This window comes from Deltaproteobacteria bacterium (genome assembly GCA_016709225.1).
In the GTDB taxonomy this organism is placed as follows: Bacteria; Myxococcota_A; Polyangia; order Nannocystales; family Nannocystaceae; genus Xiheibacterium; species Xiheibacterium phototrophicum.
In genome coordinates this window covers 233,154-246,959 of sequence record JADJEE010000002.1, presented here as the reverse complement: position 1 = coordinate 246,959, position 13,806 = coordinate 233,154, and the positions used below count along the sequence as shown (strand labels likewise).

Genomic DNA, 13,806 nt, shown 5'->3' with positions numbered 1-13,806 from the left:
CGCGCCGTCGTCAGCCGTCACAGACGGAGAAGTGATCGACCACGACCGCCTGCGGTGTGGCCACGCCGGCGCCCGGGTTGTTCCACACCATCACCAGCGGCGTCGCGCCGACGAACGTGCTCGGCTGCGGTGCGCTGGCGACCTCGGTCCACGTCATGCCGTCGTCCGAGATCTCGAAGTGCACCACGCCGGCGGCGGTGCGCAGGCCGAGCCAGCGCGGCGTCGCGTCGGCGACCAGCTCCGGCACCACCGGTCCGCCCTCGTCGGGCACGGTCAGCACCCGCACCTGGCCGTGCAGCAGGCCGATGGAGATCGCCGCTTGGGTCAGCGGCACGTGCTGTGTGACCTGCAGGAAGAACTCCGAGTCGCTGAGGGGATCGGGCGGCACCACCAGCTCGACCTGCGCGCGCGCGCCGTCGAACGGCAGCGCGAGCTGGTTGTTGAGCACCAGCCCGCAGCCGAGCTCGGCGGCGTGGGGCGGCGTCATCATGAAGGCGCCGTCGGCGATCGCGAGCGCGGCATCGGCATCGGCCCACGTGATCCACGCGTGCTCGTCGAGCGGTGCGCTCGCGAAGTCGAGCTCGATGCAGCCACCCGGCCAACCACCGGTGTCGTCGCTGCTGCCCGCGACGGGGCCGGTGCTGTCGTCGACGCGACCCGACGACGCGGTGCCGTCGCCGGCGACGAAGGTCCCGATGACGACGTCGTGACACGCGCCCGCGCACGCGAGCGTGACCATCAGCGGGGCGCGCCGCACGACGCTCACCGCACCATGATAGCCGGGACACCTCGGACTGCACGTGGCGATGGGGCGGTGGTCGCGGCCCTTCGCGGCCAGCCCGGCGCGCAGGCGAGCCCGCGCGGCCGCGATGACACGCCCGCGTGGCCCGTGGCATGCTCCCGCGCGCCATGGCGAGCCAGCAGCCGACCGCGAATTCCTCCGCCACCTCCACCGCTGCCGGCGGCCCGCGCATCGCGACCATGGCTGCGGGGCTCATCGGCTCCGAGATCCTCAAGATCGCCGCCGAGATCCGCACACGTCAGCGCGAAGGACAGTCGATCTGCAACCTCACCGTCGGCGACTTCGCGCCCAGCGAGTTCCCGATTCCGGCGGGCCTGCGCGACGGCGTGTTGACGGCGCTCGCCAACGGCGAGACCAACTACCCGCCGTCGTCGGGGGTGCAGGAGCTCCGCGAGGCGGTCGCCCGCTTCTACGCGCGCGAGCTCGGGCTCGACTACCCGGCGTCGTCGATCCTCATCGCCGGCGGCGCGCGGCCGCTCATCTACGGCACCTACCGCGCGGTCGTCGATCCCGGCGACACCGTGGTCTATCCGGTGCCGAGCTGGAACAACAACCACTACTGCCACATGGTCGGCGCGCGCGAGGTGCAGATCGACTGCGGGCCCGAGTCGCGCTTCTTGCCGACCCGCGACGCGCTGGTGAAGGCGCTGCCCGGCGCGCGGCTGCTGTGCATCAACTCGCCGCTCAACCCCACCGGCACCGCGATCACGGGCGATGCCCTGCGCGGCATCTGCGAGGCGGTGGTCGAGGAGAACCGCCAGCGCGAGCGCAGCGGCGAGCGACCGCTGTTCCTGATGTACGATCACATCTACTGGATGCTGTGCGTCGACGGCGTCGAGCACGTGACGCCGCCGAAGCTGGTGCCCGAGGTCGCGCCCTACACGATCCTCATCGACGGCATCAGCAAGGCCTTCGCCGCCACGGGCCTGCGCGTGGGCTGGGCCGCGGGGCCGGCCGACGTCATGGAGCGGATGTCTGCGCTGCTCGGCCACGTCGGCGCCTGGGCACCGCGTGCCGAGCAGGTCGCGACCGTGGGCCTGCTCGACGAGCCCGCGGCGTACCGCGCCTACCTCTCGACCTTCCGCCCGGCCGTCAACGCGCGGCTGTCGGCGCTGCACGAGGGCTTCGAGGCCATGCGCGGCAGCGGCCACGCGGTGGAGTCGCTGCCGCCGATGGGCGCCATCTACCTCACCGTCCGCATCGCGCCGTTCGGCAAGCGCACGCCGGCCGGCACCACGCTGCGCACCAACGAGGACGTGCGCGCGTACCTGCTCGAGGCCGCAGGCTTCGCGGTGGTGCCCTTCCAGGCCTTCGGCGTGAAGGCCGACAGCGGGTGGTTCCGCTGCAGCGTCGGCGCGGTGAGCGAGGCCGAGGTGCGCGCGGCCATGCCCCGCGTCGCGGCCGCACTCGCAGCGCTCACCTGAGGCGACCGGGCGCCGGCTGGCCCTGCGCCGCCGGCTCGTGGGCCGGCTTGCGCCGCGCTCGGGCCCATGACCAACATGCCGACATGCGGTGGTTCGCGTGGGGCTCGGGGGCGTGCGTGCTCGTGGTCGCGTGCACCGGCTCGCCGCTCGAGGCCGCCTCCGGTGCGTCGCTCGGTGGCTCGAGCGGCATGGGTGGCGACAGCGGTGGCGCGGCCACGGGCGCTAGCGTCGGCACCACCACGCAGGACACCGGCGCGTCGGCGTCGATGGGCGGAGGTGCGTCGTCATCGGGCGCGAGCGGGGCGGCCGACAGCACTGGCGCCACGGGGCCCGACGACGGCAGCGGCAGTGCGGCCAGCACGGGGGCCGACACGGGCAGCTCGGGCGGCCCAGCCGAGAGCAGCGGCGCGGGCTCGTCGAGCGACGGCGCCGTGCCGCTCGACTGCACCGGCATCTCGCAGGGCGTGTGCGCCTGCGTCGAGGTGCTGTGTTGCGACCAGATCGCAGCGTGCCTCGACGACGCCGCGTGCGAAGACGTCGCCACCTGCCTGGTCACCACCTTGAATCCCGCGTGCGTCGAGACCGACGCGCCGCCGCTCATCGGCCCGGTGTTCGACTGCTACCTCGCCAACTGCGTCGGCGTGTGCTGACCTCTCGCGCGGCGCGCCCGTCTGCTAGATCCGCGGCAGACCCAGCACGTCGCGCATGTCGTAGAGGCCGGGCCCACGGTCGGCCAGCCATCGCGCTGCCCGCAGCGCGCCGCGGGCGAAGATGGCCCGGTCGGTCGCGCGGTGGATCAGCTCGAGGCGCTCGCCCGCGCCGAGGAACATCACGGTGTGCTCGCCGGCGCAGTCGCCTCCGCGCATCGCCGACAGCCCGATCTCCTCGGTGGTTCGCTGGGTCTCGGTGGTGTCGCGCGAGCGCACCGCGACCTGCTCGAAGTCACGGCTGGTCGCGTCGGCGATCGACTTGCCCAGGCGCAGCGCGGTGCCCGAGGGCGCGTCGCGCTTGTGACGGTGGTGGAGCTCGACGATCTCGGTGTCGAACTCCGGGCCGAGCGCCTTCGCGGCCAGGCGCGCCAGCTGATCGAGCAGCGTGATCCCGACCGAGAAGTTGGCGGCGCTGACGATCGGGATCTGCTTGCCGGCGCGCTTGAGCAGCTCGCGGGTCTCGGCGGTGATGCCGGTGGTGCCGAGCACCAGCGGCACGCCCAGCTCGACGCAGCGCTGCACGTTGCCGTCGGTCGCCGCCGGCAGCGAGAAGTCGACCACGATGCTGCCGCGCGGCGGCGCCAGCTCGTCGGTCAGCTCGACGCCGTAGTCGGGCACGCCGATCAGTCGACCGACGTCGTGGCCCATGCCCGGGCTGTCGGAGCGATCGACGGCGCCGACCATGGTCATGTCGTCGCTCTCCATCACCGCGCGCAGCAGCGCCAGGCCCATGCGCCCACGGGCGCCCACGATCACGACGGAAATCATGCGGTCGGTCATCGTTGCAGCTCTCCTTGCAGTCCCAGCGCCGCGAGCTCGCGGCGCAGTAGCGCCAGCTCCGGGCGGTCGTCGCCCAGGGCGACCAGCGGCGCGCGCATCTCGGGGCCGATGCGGCCGAGCATGGCCATCGCGTGCTTGACCGGAATCGGGCTCGACACCGAGAACAGCGCCCGCGACAGCGGCAGCAGGTCGTAGTGGATCGCGCGGGCCTCGTCCCAGCGGCCGGCCTTGGCGGCGCGGCACATTGCGGCGAACTTGTCGGGCACGACGTTGGAGCCCACCGAGATGACACCGTCGCCGCCCACCGCGAGCAGCGGCAGCAGGGTGAAGTCGTCGCCCGAGAGCAGGATGAAGTCGGGCCCGCACAGCTCGCGCACGCGGCTGGCGCGGATCATGTCGCCGGTGGCCTCCTTCACGCCGACCACCAGCGGGTGCTTGCACAGGGTCGCCAGCGTCTCGGGCAGCAGGTCGACGCCGGTGCGGCCGGGCACGTTGTAGAGGACGACCGGCAGCCCCACCGCATCGGCGATCTGGGTGAAGTGCGCGATCAAGCCCTCCTGGGTGGGCTTGTTGTAGTAGGGCGTGATCTGCAGCGTACCGGCGACGCCGAGCTCCTTGCACGCGCGCGAGAGCTCGATGGCTTCGCGGGTGCAGTTCGAGCCCGCGCCGGCGAGCACCGGCACGCGGCCGGCGGCCGCGCGCATCACGACCTCGATGACGTGGATGTGTTCGGCGTACGACAGGCACGGCGACTCGCCGGTGGTGCCGCAGGGCACCAGGCCATCGATGCCACCTTGGATCTGGGCTTCGACCAGGCGAACGAGCGCGTCGTCGTCGACGCGCCCGTCGCGAAACGGGGTCACGAGTGCAGTCAGTGCGCCGCGGAACATCGGGGCGTGATGATATCGCGGTTCCCCGACGCGCGCGCTAGCCTGCTACGCTCCCGGCCGACACCATGACCCGACTCTCGCTCTCCCGCAGGCGTGCGCTGTTCGCCGGCGCGGCTGCGACCGGCACGGCCGCGTTGGTCGGCGCGTCCACGACGCAGGCGGCCCCCGCCGATCATCGCTGGGCGAAGCACTACAGCGGGCCACCCGCGCGCGGCGTCGAGCCGCCGGCCCAGCCGGGCGCCGACTATCGTCCCACCACCACGCCGGGCGGCGCGACGCTGCCGTTCGTCGTGAAGGACGGCGTGAAGGTGTTTCATCTCATCGCCGAAGAGGTCGAGCACGCGTTCACGCCGACGTTGAAGGCGCGCTGTTGGGGCTACAACGGCCGCGTGCACGGTCCCACGATCGAGGCCGTCGAGGGCGATCGCGTGCGCGTGTACGTGACCAATCGACTCGGCGCACCGACCACCGTCCACTGGCACGGCATCTACCTGCCGTGCGGCATGGATGGGGTCGGCGGCCTCACGCAGCGCACGATCGCGCCGGGCGAGACCTTCCGCTACGAGTGGACCTTCCGCCAGCATGGCACGTTCATGTACCACTCGCACCACGACGAAATGACGCAGATGGCGATGGGCATGATGGGCATGATCATCGTGCACCCGCGCCGTCCGCCGGCCGGCTACGAGGTCGATCGCGACTTCGTGCTGATGCTGAGCGAGTGGAAGATCGCGCCGGGTGCGAAGCGGCCCGACCCCAACGAGATGTCGGACTTCAACCTGCTGACGATGAACGCCCATGCGTACCCGGCCACGGCGCCGCTGGTGTGCCAGACCGGCGATCGCGTGCGCATCCGGATCGGCAACCTGAGCGCGATGGATCACCACCCGATCCACCTGCACGGTTACTACTTCAAGGTCGTCGCGACCGACGGCGGGCGGCTGCCCGCGAGCGCGCAGTGGCCCGAGACCACCGTGCTGGTGCCGACCGGCAGCACCCGCGACATCGAGTTCGTCGCCGACGCGCCCGGCGATTGGGCCATGCACTGCCACATGACGCACCACGTCATGAACCAGATGGGCCACGGCCTGCCCAACATGATCGGCGTGAAGACCAAGGCGATCGCCGCCAAGGGCAACCGCGTGGTCGAGGGCTACATGCCGATGGGCGAGCACGGCATGGGCGAGATGGCCGACATGGAAGCGATGGGCATGAAGGTGCCCGACAACAGCATCCCCATGCTCGGCGGCAAGGGCCCCCACGACGTCATCACGATGGGCGGCATGTTCACCATCCTCAAGGTTCGTGACCGCCTCGAGGGCGAGGGTGACCCAGGCTGGTACGCGATGCCGCCGGGCACCATGGCGACGGTGGCGAAGCCCGAGGAGCTGGCGCGCGATGGCATCGATGTCTGAGCGGTCACGGCCGCGGTCGTGGGCGTGCGCCCTCGTGCTGGCCACCGGTTGTCGCGCGGGCCTGCCCCCGGCGCCGCCCGAGCGCGACGCGGCGGCGGCCGAAGCTGCGATCCCGAAGTGGACGGCGACGCCGGATCCGCTGCACGCCTCCGCGTTCGCGGGCGAGCGCCTCGACGATCCCCACGCCCACCACCACGGCCACGGCAAGCCCAAGTCGACGCCGAAGGTGCCGCCGTGATGCGCCGCGGCGGCTTGCTCACGATCGCGTGCGTGCTGGCGTGTGCGAGCACCAAGCCCGAGCGAGTGCGCCGCGAGGTCGGCGACCTGGTGGCCGCGCGTACCGGCATCGACGAGGGCATCACGCCCAAGCAGGACGCCGAGGCCCGCGCCAGCGTGCAGCGCCGCATCGATGAGATCCTCCGCGAGCCGCTGACGGTCGACGGCGCGCTGCGGGTCGCGCTGCTCGGCAATGCCTCGCTGCAGGCCTCGCTCGAGCAGCTCGGCGTGGCCCAGGCCGAGCTGGTCGAGGCCGGCCTGCTCGAGAATCCGATGCTCTCGGCCGATCTCGTGAACTCGACCCGCGGCAACGGGCTCGGCGGCGGCTTGGCGCTCTCGACCAGCCTGTTGTCGGCGTTCCTCATCCCCGCCAAGCGGCGGCTCGCGAAGGCCAAGCTGCGCCACGCGGTGATGACGGTGGGGCAGGGCACGCTGGCGCTCGTGCGCGACGTGCGGGTGGCGTTCGCCGACGTGCAGGCGGCCGAGGCCAGCGCGACGCTGCACCGCGAGCTCGTACAGGCCGCCGAGCTCGCCAACGACCTCGCGCAGGCGCAGAGCGAGGCGGGCAACCTGCCCGATCTCGATCGCGAGCGCTTCGCGGCTGCGCTCGACGACGCGCGGCTCGAGCTCGCCGACGCGCTGCTCGAGGTCACGGTTGCGCGCGAGCACTGCAACCGGCTGATGGGTCTGTGGGGCGATCGCGTGCAATGGCGGCTCGCGGCCGAGTTGCCGGCCCCGCCGTCGGGCGAGGCCGAGCTCGCCACGCTCGAGGGCCGCGGCGTCCGCGATCGGCTCGACGTCTCCTCGGCCCGCGCCGAGGTCGACGCGATGCTGCTGGCGCTGAAGCTGCGCCGCCGCGGGATCGTGCCCCAGGTCGAGGTCGGCGTCACTGCGCGCAACGAAGTCGGCAACGACCCCGGTCACGAGTGGGTGCTCGGGCCCAACGTCGCGATCGAGATCCCCATCTTCGATCCCGGCCACGCCGACTTCGCGATGCTGCAGGCGCGCCTGCGACAGTCCCAGCACCAGCTGCAACACGCCGCGATCGTGGCGCGCTCGGAGATCCGCGAGCTACGCGAGCGCCTCCTGACCGCGCGCCGCAAGGCCGAGTACTTCGCGGCCGAGGTGCTGCCGCGACGCAAGGCCATCGTCGAGCGTGCGCTCGAGCAGTACAACGGCATGCTGATCGGCACCTATGAGCTGCTCGAGACCCGCTCGGGCCAGGTCGAAGCGCGCCACGGGTACGTCGAGGCGCTGCGCGACTACTGGGCCGCCCGCGCCGAGCTCGAGCTCGCGGTCGGCGGCCGCCTCGAGTGAGCTGCGGCGGGCGGTGCCCCACGCGACCCGCGGGCGGCCGCATGCGGGCCGGTGCGCGCCGATCGACGCGCGAGACGGCGACTTGATCACGGAATCGTACGCCGCCGCCGACGCGGTTGCGCACGGACGCCCCGACACGGAACCGGGGCGCGGCGCCCAACAGAGATCGACGTGCGAAGCATGTTTCGTTGCAGTGGGTGGGTGCTGGGACTGATCGCGTGTGGGGTCTCGCCGCCGCTCGCCGAGTCGGGCACCTCCGGCGACGGGAGCACCGGTGGATCGGCCACCGGCACCGGCACCGGCGCGACCGCGACCACGACCGGGTCGGGCACCACGGCTTCCGACAGCGGCACCCACGACGGCGATCCGACCGGCACCGGCGGTGCGACCGGCACCGGCGGTGCGACCGGCACCGGCGGTTCGACCGGCACCGGCGAGTCGAGCGGTACGGAGACCGACGGGCCGGGCAGCGGCTGGCAGCCGACGTGTCCCGGCGATTTCGGCCCCTGGGGCTGCGAGAGCCCCGACCTCGGCGACGCGTGCAACGCCTACACGCAGGACTGCCCCGGTGGCTCGAAGTGCGGCTTCAACGAGGGCGAGATGTACGCGTGGTTCAACCTCGAGGAGACCTGCCTGCCGATCGTCGGCGCGCAGACGGTCGGGCAGCCGTGTTCGTACGCCGACGGCTTCTACGAAGGCGCGGACGACTGCGACGCGAACTCGTGGTGTAACAACGTCGACTACGAAACGATGATCGGCGAGTGCGTCGAGTTCTGCCGCTGCGGTGAGTTCTGCGGCACCGAGGGCTCGTGGTGCCAGCAGACCGGCTACGCGCCGTACTGTGGCTACCTCTGCAACCCGCTGCTCGACGACGACGCATGCCCGGCGGGTTGGCACTGCCTCCCCGAGGCCGGCAGCCAGACGCCGTGGTCGACCGGGCTCTACACCTGCAAGCCGCAGTACGCCACGCCGTCGGAGGGCGGCAACCTGTGCCCCAACGGCTTCACCGTGCTGGACGAAGGCGGATGCGTCGAGCTGTGCAGCCCCGACGGCGAGTTCCCCTGCGATGACGGTGGCCCGTGCACCGAGCTCGAGCCGGTGAACTCGTGCCCGGCCTCGGTCGGGTACTGCGAGTAGCCAAGGGCCGCACGCAGTCGGCGAGCGGTTGCGGCCGCGCTGCCGAGCGAGCGGCTCAAGGCCACGACACCGGTCGTGCGACCGCGAGCGGTTGCCAGTCGCCGTCGACGATGCGGCCGACGCTCGCGCACACCGACCCCCGCGGGAACGGCAGCGTGCACTCCCAGCCGCCGAAGGCCGTGCGCGCGCGGGTCGAGGTCACCCACGTCGCCGCGGTCGCGCCGGTCTGCGTGATCGCGACCACGATCACGTGACAGTCCTCCGCCTGTCCGACCGCCGTCCACGACACGCTCGCGCGATCGCCCTGCGTCGTGCCGGGTTGCGCGGCGTGGAGCACGACCGTCAGCGCGGCGTCGGACCGGGCCTGCAGCCGTGCCACCAGGGCCAGCGCGTGGCCATCGGTCGCGTCGCGCGACAGGCACGCCTCGAGCACCGCGCGCGCGCGATCGAAGTAGCCCTGGCCCATGTACAGCCGCGCCAGCGTCGGCGTCGCGAGGGGATCGTGGTCGCTCATGGCGTGCGCGCCAGCTCCCGTCGCGCGTGGGCAATGTCGTCGTGGATCTGCGCGACCAGGGCCTCGACCGTGGTGTAGCGCTGCTCGTCGCGCAGGCGCGCGACGAACTCGAGCTGCAGCATGTGGCCGTACAGTCGCTCGCCGAGATCGCGGTCGAGCACATGGGCCTCGAGCACGAGCGGCGCGCCGGTGCCGGTGAAGGTGGGGTTGGTGCCGAGGCTGGCGACGGCGTCGTGCGGCGCTGCGAGCTCGGGCAGCGCCGCGGGATCCCATGCCGATACGCGGACGGCATAGATGCCGGGGCGCGGCAGCAATGCGTCGCCGCAGCGGAGGTTGGCGGTGGGGATGCCGATTGTGCGACCGCGCTTGGCCCCGTGCACGACCTCGCCGACCACCGCGTGCGGGCGGCCCAGCAGCTGCGCAGCGTAGCCGACCTCGCCGCGCGCGAGCGCGTCGCGGATGGTCGAGCTGCTGATCTTCTTGGTGGTGATCTTGTTGCTGATCTGGTTGCTGATCTGGTTGCCAATCTGGTTGTTGCGGATGGGATTGTCGTGCTCGGTCGCGGGGCCGGCCGCGACATCGGGCGGAGCCGGCACCGGCGGCACCACGTGGAGCGTCACGCCGGCGGCCGCGAGCGCGTCGCCCAGCAGCGCGACGTCGCCCAGTCGTTGCGCGCCGAAGCGGAAGTCCGCGCCCACGATCACCGCGGCCGGTCGCAGGCCCTCGAGCAGCTGCGTGCGCACGAAGGTGCGTGCGTCCATCTGCGCCATCGCGGCGTCGAACGGCAGCAGCACCAGGGTGTCGACACCGAGCGTGGCGGCCAACCGCTCGCGCTGCGCGGCGCCGAGCAGCAACGGTGGCGCGCGATCGGGCGCCAGCACGCGCTGCGGGTGGGGCTCGAAGGTCACCAGCGCGACGCGGCCCCCGAGCGCGCGCGCCTGCGCGAGCAGGGCCTGATGGCCGCGGTGCAGGCCATCGAAGGCGCCGAGACACGCCGCGGTGCCTTCGGGCAGCGGCGTGGCCTGACGGCGGATGTCGAGGGCGGGCATCGCGGGATCGTTGGGCGGCTTCGCGGCGCGACGGTAGCACGATGGCTGCGCGAGGCGGCCGCGCGCGAGCGGTGGCTGGTACACTGCCGCGGGCGTGGACGCAGCGGACGGGCCTTCGCGGCATGGAGCCGTGCTCGCGGCGTCGGTCGCCTTCGCGTGGCTGTCGGTGGGGACCACGCCCGCGTTCGCGTGGCTCGACGCCGGCGAGCTGGGGGCCGCCGGCGCCGAGCTGGGCGTGATGCACCCGCCCGGGATGCCGGGCCTGGTCGCGTTGCTGCGACTGGCGGCGAGCGTGCCGATCGGTCCGATTGGCTGGCGCATGGCCCAGGTCAGCGCGGCCGCTGGCGCGCTCGCGGTCGCGATGACGGTCCGCCTGCTGCAGCGCCGCGGCGTGCACGTCGGCGTCACGATCGGTGCGGTGGTGTGGATGCTGTGTGGCCTCACGTTCCTGCGCCACGGCCGGGGCGTGGAGATCTACGTGCCCGCGCTCGCGGCCCTCACCGTGGTCGCGGACGGCCTCGATCCCGCGCGGCCCGGCGAGCGACTCGGACCCAAGCTGCAGGCGACCTTCGTGGCGACGTGGGCGATCTGGGGCTTCGCCGAGCTGCGCATGCTGCTGCCGCCGTTGCTGCTGGCGGTGTGGATCCCGGCGGTGCGACGCGGCCGTGCCTACGGCGCGTGGGCACCACTGGTGGTCACGATGGCGTCGGCGTGTCTGTGCACCCTGCCGCTGTCGTCCGCGCGGGCGCCGTTGGCCGACTGGGGCGATCCGCAGACGCTGTCGCGCCTGCTCGATCACGTGCTCGCGCGATCGATCCAGGGCGCCTACGCGGACGAGATGCTGCCGCGCTCGGCCGCGCTGTGGCTCGCGAACGCCGACGCGATGTGGACCCGCGCTTGCGAAGATCTCGGCCCTTCGGGTCCGGTGCTCGCGGCACTCGCATTGCTCGCGGGTTGGGTCGGGCCCGCACGTCTGGCCGATCGTCGCGCGCTCGCGACGATCACGTGGTGGCTGCTCGGCAGCGCCGCGTTCGCGATCGCGATCAACCCCATGGGCGGTGCCGATCGTCAGACCGGGTTGGTGTTCGACTGGTGCGCGATCGTGCTGGTGGCGGTCAGCGTCGATCGGTGGTTGCAGCCGCGACCGCGCCTGCGGCTGGCCGCGCTGCCGCTGCTGTGGCTGGTGCTCACGCTGCCGGCTGCGCTGCGCTCGCTCGACGATTTCGCAACCATGCGCTCGTGGGCGCCCCACGCCTGGGCCCGCGGTGCGCTGTCGCAGCTGCCTCCGGGCACGCTGTTGCTGACGCAGTCCGACGATCTCTCGGCGGGTGTGCTGTGGCTGCGCGCGGTCGAGGGCGCGCGTCCGGACGTGATGGCGCACGCCGGGCAGCACCTCGGCAAGCGGCCGCCCGATCGCATCGATGCCGCGTTCGTGCCGGTGTGGCAGGCGGTCACGCAGGCCGCTGGCGAGGCCGCGCGGATCGAGGCCGCGATCGCGGCGGCGCCCGGCGGGGTCGCGCTCGAGCACGCCCACGCCGGCGTGTTCCAGAACGTACGCCTGGTCGCCAATGCCGGCGAGCTGCCGCTATCGCTGGTCGATCCGACCCTGGCGAGCGCCCGTCGTGCGTCGCGATCGATCGCGCACGAGGCCGACACCGCAATCGCACGGTGGTCGCCGTGGCTCGAGTGCGACGAGGATCGGCGGCGCCTGGCGGTCGCGATCGCCGAGGCCGTGCGGCCGTGGGTGCGAGGCGGCGGAGATCTGGGCGAGGCAGCGGCGGCGCTGCAGTCGTCGCTGCTGCGCGTCGACGCCGATCACATCGGCGCGATGATCAGCCTCGGCGGCGTGTTCGATCGCATGGGCGACGTCGCGTCCGCCTACGAGTGGACGTTGCGGGCCTACGAGCGCGATCCGTCGCGGCAGGTCACGCTGCTGAACCTCGCGTTGTACCGCGCGCGCCTGCCCGCACCCGCCGGCGCCGCGCCGCAGGCTGCGATCGACGAGGCGCTGGCGTGGGTCGATCGCGCGATCGCACTGCGGCCGTGGCGGCCCGAGCCGTGGCTGCGACGCGCCGAGCTGCTCGAGGCCAGCGGCGATGCCGAAGGCGCAGCAGCGGCGCGGGCCCGGGCTGCGGCCTCGCTGCCCACCGCTGGCGTGCCCCCCTAGCGCGGGCTATCTTGGGATCGTGCCGCGCGCCAAGCTCTTCGCCCTCGCCCTGCTGTCGCTCGCCGCCTGCGGCGAGAACCGGCGCGACGTGTTCTTGCGCGGGCTCGAGATCGAGGGCGCTGCCGAGCGCGGGCCGTGCAAGCTGCAGGCGGCCGAGGGGGCCGGCCTGCCCCAGGGCGCGTCCGCGATCTCGGGCGACACCGTCGCCGCGTGTCTCAAGCAGACCGAGGCCGCGCTCGAGTACTACCAGCGCGCCGCCGAGCTGGGGCTGAACGAGCCCGACTTCGTCAGCACCTACGATCGCGCCAAGGAACGCAAGGCGCGGCTCGAGAGCATGCTGAAGATGGTGCGCAGCATGGAGAACGAGCAGGCCGGGCCGAAGTAGTCCCCCGCGGTGGCGGGCGGCTAGCGCTGCGCGCCGTTTTGGATCCACGTCGCGACATCGACATATTCGGCGTACGGCAGCGGCTCGTCGGGTGGCATCGGATCGCCGAGCACATCTTGCAGGGCTTCGCCGTCGTGGTCGCGCAGCAGCTTGTGCACGAGGAAGCTCTCCGAGGCGCGGCGCTGCGAGATCATCGGGAAGCCGGTGTCGCGGGCGCGGGTCTCGAGCGCGAGCTGGGCCCACGCGGTGTCGCGATCGTCGAGGTCGAGCAGGCGGTAGGCGAGATCGTCGGGGTCGCGGTGGCAGCTGCAGATCGCGCGGCGCGGATCGAACACGCGGCCATCGGTGAACAGCTCGTCGAAGTGGACGATGCCCACCGAAGGCGGCGGTGGATCGACCGTCGCCGGCGTGGCGGTGGTGGTGAACTCCACGGTGTAGCGGCGGCGGTCGCCCTCGACCACCCAGCCCGGCGTGGTGGTGTCGAGGATCTCGCCGCCCCAGCCGCGGGCGCGGGGCACCACGCGCACGCGGTACAGCAGGCTCGGCGACAGCTCGGCCTTGGGCACCACCGACAGCACGCTGCCGTCGCACCACGGCGCGGTCGGTTGCGTCAGCGCTTCGCCGCCGGGGCCGGTCCACGGCAGCAGCTGCAGCGACAGCTCGCTGTCGAAGGCGGACTGGCCCGAGCTGGTCTGCGCGTCGGTGACCAGGATGGAGCGCGGATCGACCAGGTTCGAGAAGCAGAGATCCACCGCGGTCGTGGTCGGCACATCGACCGCGCCGCCGCTCGGGACCGATGCCGTGATCGTGAGCGGCTCGTCGGCGAGCTCGAAGCGCTGGTGGTCGGATACGCGGGTGCAGGCGAGACCCAGCACGAGCGCCGCGGGGATGCCAGCGGCGGCTGCTCGCACGATCACGTGCGACGCCAGCTCGCCCGCCA

General features: G+C 72.7%; 14 protein-coding genes. 8 read left to right on the top strand and 6 right to left on the bottom strand.

The features are described 5' to 3' along the window. Positions 1-10: 10 nt before the first annotated feature. Positions 11-766 carry a hypothetical protein gene (locus tag IPH07_15240; GenBank protein ID MBK6918746.1) on the bottom strand — a complete coding sequence of 252 codons (756 nt, stop codon included), beginning with the start codon at positions 764-766 and terminating at the stop codon, positions 11-13. Between the two features lie 215 nt (positions 767-981). Between IPH07_15240 and IPH07_15235 the strand changes: the two genes are divergently transcribed. Both IPH07_15235 and IPH07_15230 read left to right on the top strand, forming a co-directional pair. After that, the gene (locus IPH07_15235) at positions 982-2,226 is read left to right on the top strand and encodes an aminotransferase class I/II-fold pyridoxal phosphate-dependent enzyme (GenBank protein MBK6918745.1); all 1,245 of its coding nucleotides are present in this window, start codon (positions 982-984) and stop codon (positions 2,224-2,226) included. An 83-nt stretch (positions 2,227-2,309) separates the two neighbouring features. After that, positions 2,310-2,876 (top strand): hypothetical protein, encoded by a 567-nt coding sequence (locus IPH07_15230; protein MBK6918744.1) that lies wholly within the window; start codon positions 2,310-2,312, stop codon positions 2,874-2,876. 24 nt (positions 2,877-2,900) lie between these two features. Here IPH07_15230 and IPH07_15225 read toward each other — a convergent pair whose 3' ends face one another. Both IPH07_15225 and IPH07_15220 read right to left on the bottom strand, forming a co-directional pair. Further along, the gene (locus tag IPH07_15225; protein ID MBK6918743.1) at positions 2,901-3,716 is read right to left on the bottom strand and encodes a 4-hydroxy-tetrahydrodipicolinate reductase; all 816 of its coding nucleotides are present in this window, start codon (positions 3,714-3,716) and stop codon (positions 2,901-2,903) included. After that, entirely contained in the window at positions 3,713-4,606 is an 894-nt protein-coding gene (locus IPH07_15220; GenBank protein ID MBK6918742.1) for a 4-hydroxy-tetrahydrodipicolinate synthase, read from the bottom strand. The genes IPH07_15225 and IPH07_15220 overlap by 4 nt, the downstream gene beginning before the upstream one ends. A gap of 65 nt (positions 4,607-4,671) precedes the next feature. Here IPH07_15220 and IPH07_15215 point away from each other — a divergent pair, with 65 nt between their 5' ends. From IPH07_15215 to IPH07_15200, 4 genes are all read left to right on the top strand, one after another. Further along, entirely contained in the window at positions 4,672-6,021 is a 1,350-nt protein-coding gene (locus IPH07_15215) for a copper oxidase (GenBank protein MBK6918741.1), read from the top strand. Then, positions 6,014-6,259, top strand: a complete 246-nt coding sequence (locus IPH07_15210) for a hypothetical protein (GenBank protein ID MBK6918740.1) — start codon at positions 6,014-6,016, stop codon at positions 6,257-6,259. Before IPH07_15215 ends, IPH07_15210 begins: the two co-directional genes overlap by 8 nt. Then, a complete protein-coding gene (locus IPH07_15205; GenBank protein MBK6918739.1) occupies positions 6,256-7,614 on the top strand; it encodes a TolC family protein in 1,359 nt (452 codons plus the stop codon). The genes IPH07_15210 and IPH07_15205 overlap by 4 nt, the downstream gene beginning before the upstream one ends. 171 nt (positions 7,615-7,785) lie before the next feature. Then, complete coding sequence (locus IPH07_15200; GenBank protein ID MBK6918738.1) at positions 7,786-8,751, top strand: hypothetical protein; 966 nt, start codon at positions 7,786-7,788, stop codon at positions 8,749-8,751. 55 nt (positions 8,752-8,806) lie between these two features. On the opposite strand, the gene IPH07_15195 is transcribed toward IPH07_15200, so the two are convergent. Together IPH07_15195 and IPH07_15190 are read right to left on the bottom strand one after the other, a co-directional pair. Next, positions 8,807-9,265, bottom strand: a complete 459-nt coding sequence (locus IPH07_15195) for a hypothetical protein (protein ID MBK6918737.1) — start codon at positions 9,263-9,265, stop codon at positions 8,807-8,809. After that, entirely contained in the window at positions 9,262-10,314 is a 1,053-nt protein-coding gene (locus IPH07_15190) for a bifunctional riboflavin kinase/FMN adenylyltransferase (GenBank protein MBK6918736.1), read from the bottom strand. The genes IPH07_15195 and IPH07_15190 overlap by 4 nt, the downstream gene beginning before the upstream one ends. 94 nt (positions 10,315-10,408) lie before the next feature. Here IPH07_15190 and IPH07_15185 point away from each other — a divergent pair, with 94 nt between their 5' ends. Both IPH07_15185 and IPH07_15180 read left to right on the top strand, forming a co-directional pair. Then, positions 10,409-12,481 carry a DUF2723 domain-containing protein gene (locus tag IPH07_15185; protein MBK6918735.1) on the top strand — a complete coding sequence of 691 codons (2,073 nt, stop codon included), beginning with the start codon at positions 10,409-10,411 and terminating at the stop codon, positions 12,479-12,481. 19 nt (positions 12,482-12,500) lie between these two features. Then, positions 12,501-12,866, top strand: a complete 366-nt coding sequence (locus IPH07_15180; protein ID MBK6918734.1) for a hypothetical protein — start codon at positions 12,501-12,503, stop codon at positions 12,864-12,866. 20 nt (positions 12,867-12,886) lie between these two features. Here the strand turns inward: IPH07_15180 and IPH07_15175 are convergent, their stop codons facing one another. Further along, a complete protein-coding gene (locus tag IPH07_15175) occupies positions 12,887-13,783 on the bottom strand; it encodes an Ig-like domain-containing protein (protein ID MBK6918733.1) in 897 nt (298 codons plus the stop codon). Positions 13,784-13,806 lie beyond the last annotated feature (23 nt).

Excerpts from the sequence above, each read along its gene's own strand:
- IPH07_15235 (MBK6918745.1), top strand. The coding sequence starts at position 982 with ATGGCTGCGGGGCTCATCGGCTCCGAGATCCTCAAGATCGCCGCCGAG.
- IPH07_15230 (MBK6918744.1), top strand. The coding sequence starts at position 2,310 with ATGCGGTGGTTCGCGTGGGGCTCGGGGGCGTGCGTGCTCGTGGTCGCG.
- IPH07_15225 (MBK6918743.1), bottom strand. The coding sequence starts at position 3,716 with ATGACCGACCGCATGATTTCCGTCGTGATCGTGGGCGCCCGTGGGCGC.
- IPH07_15220 (MBK6918742.1), bottom strand. The coding sequence starts at position 4,606 with ATGTTCCGCGGCGCACTGACTGCACTCGTGACCCCGTTTCGCGACGGG.
- IPH07_15215 (MBK6918741.1), top strand. The coding sequence starts at position 4,672 with ATGACCCGACTCTCGCTCTCCCGCAGGCGTGCGCTGTTCGCCGGCGCG.
- IPH07_15210 (MBK6918740.1), top strand. The coding sequence starts at position 6,014 with ATGTCTGAGCGGTCACGGCCGCGGTCGTGGGCGTGCGCCCTCGTGCTG.
- IPH07_15195 (MBK6918737.1), bottom strand. The coding sequence starts at position 9,265 with ATGAGCGACCACGATCCCCTCGCGACGCCGACGCTGGCGCGGCTGTAC.
- IPH07_15190 (MBK6918736.1), bottom strand. The coding sequence starts at position 10,314 with ATGCCCGCCCTCGACATCCGCCGTCAGGCCACGCCGCTGCCCGAAGGC.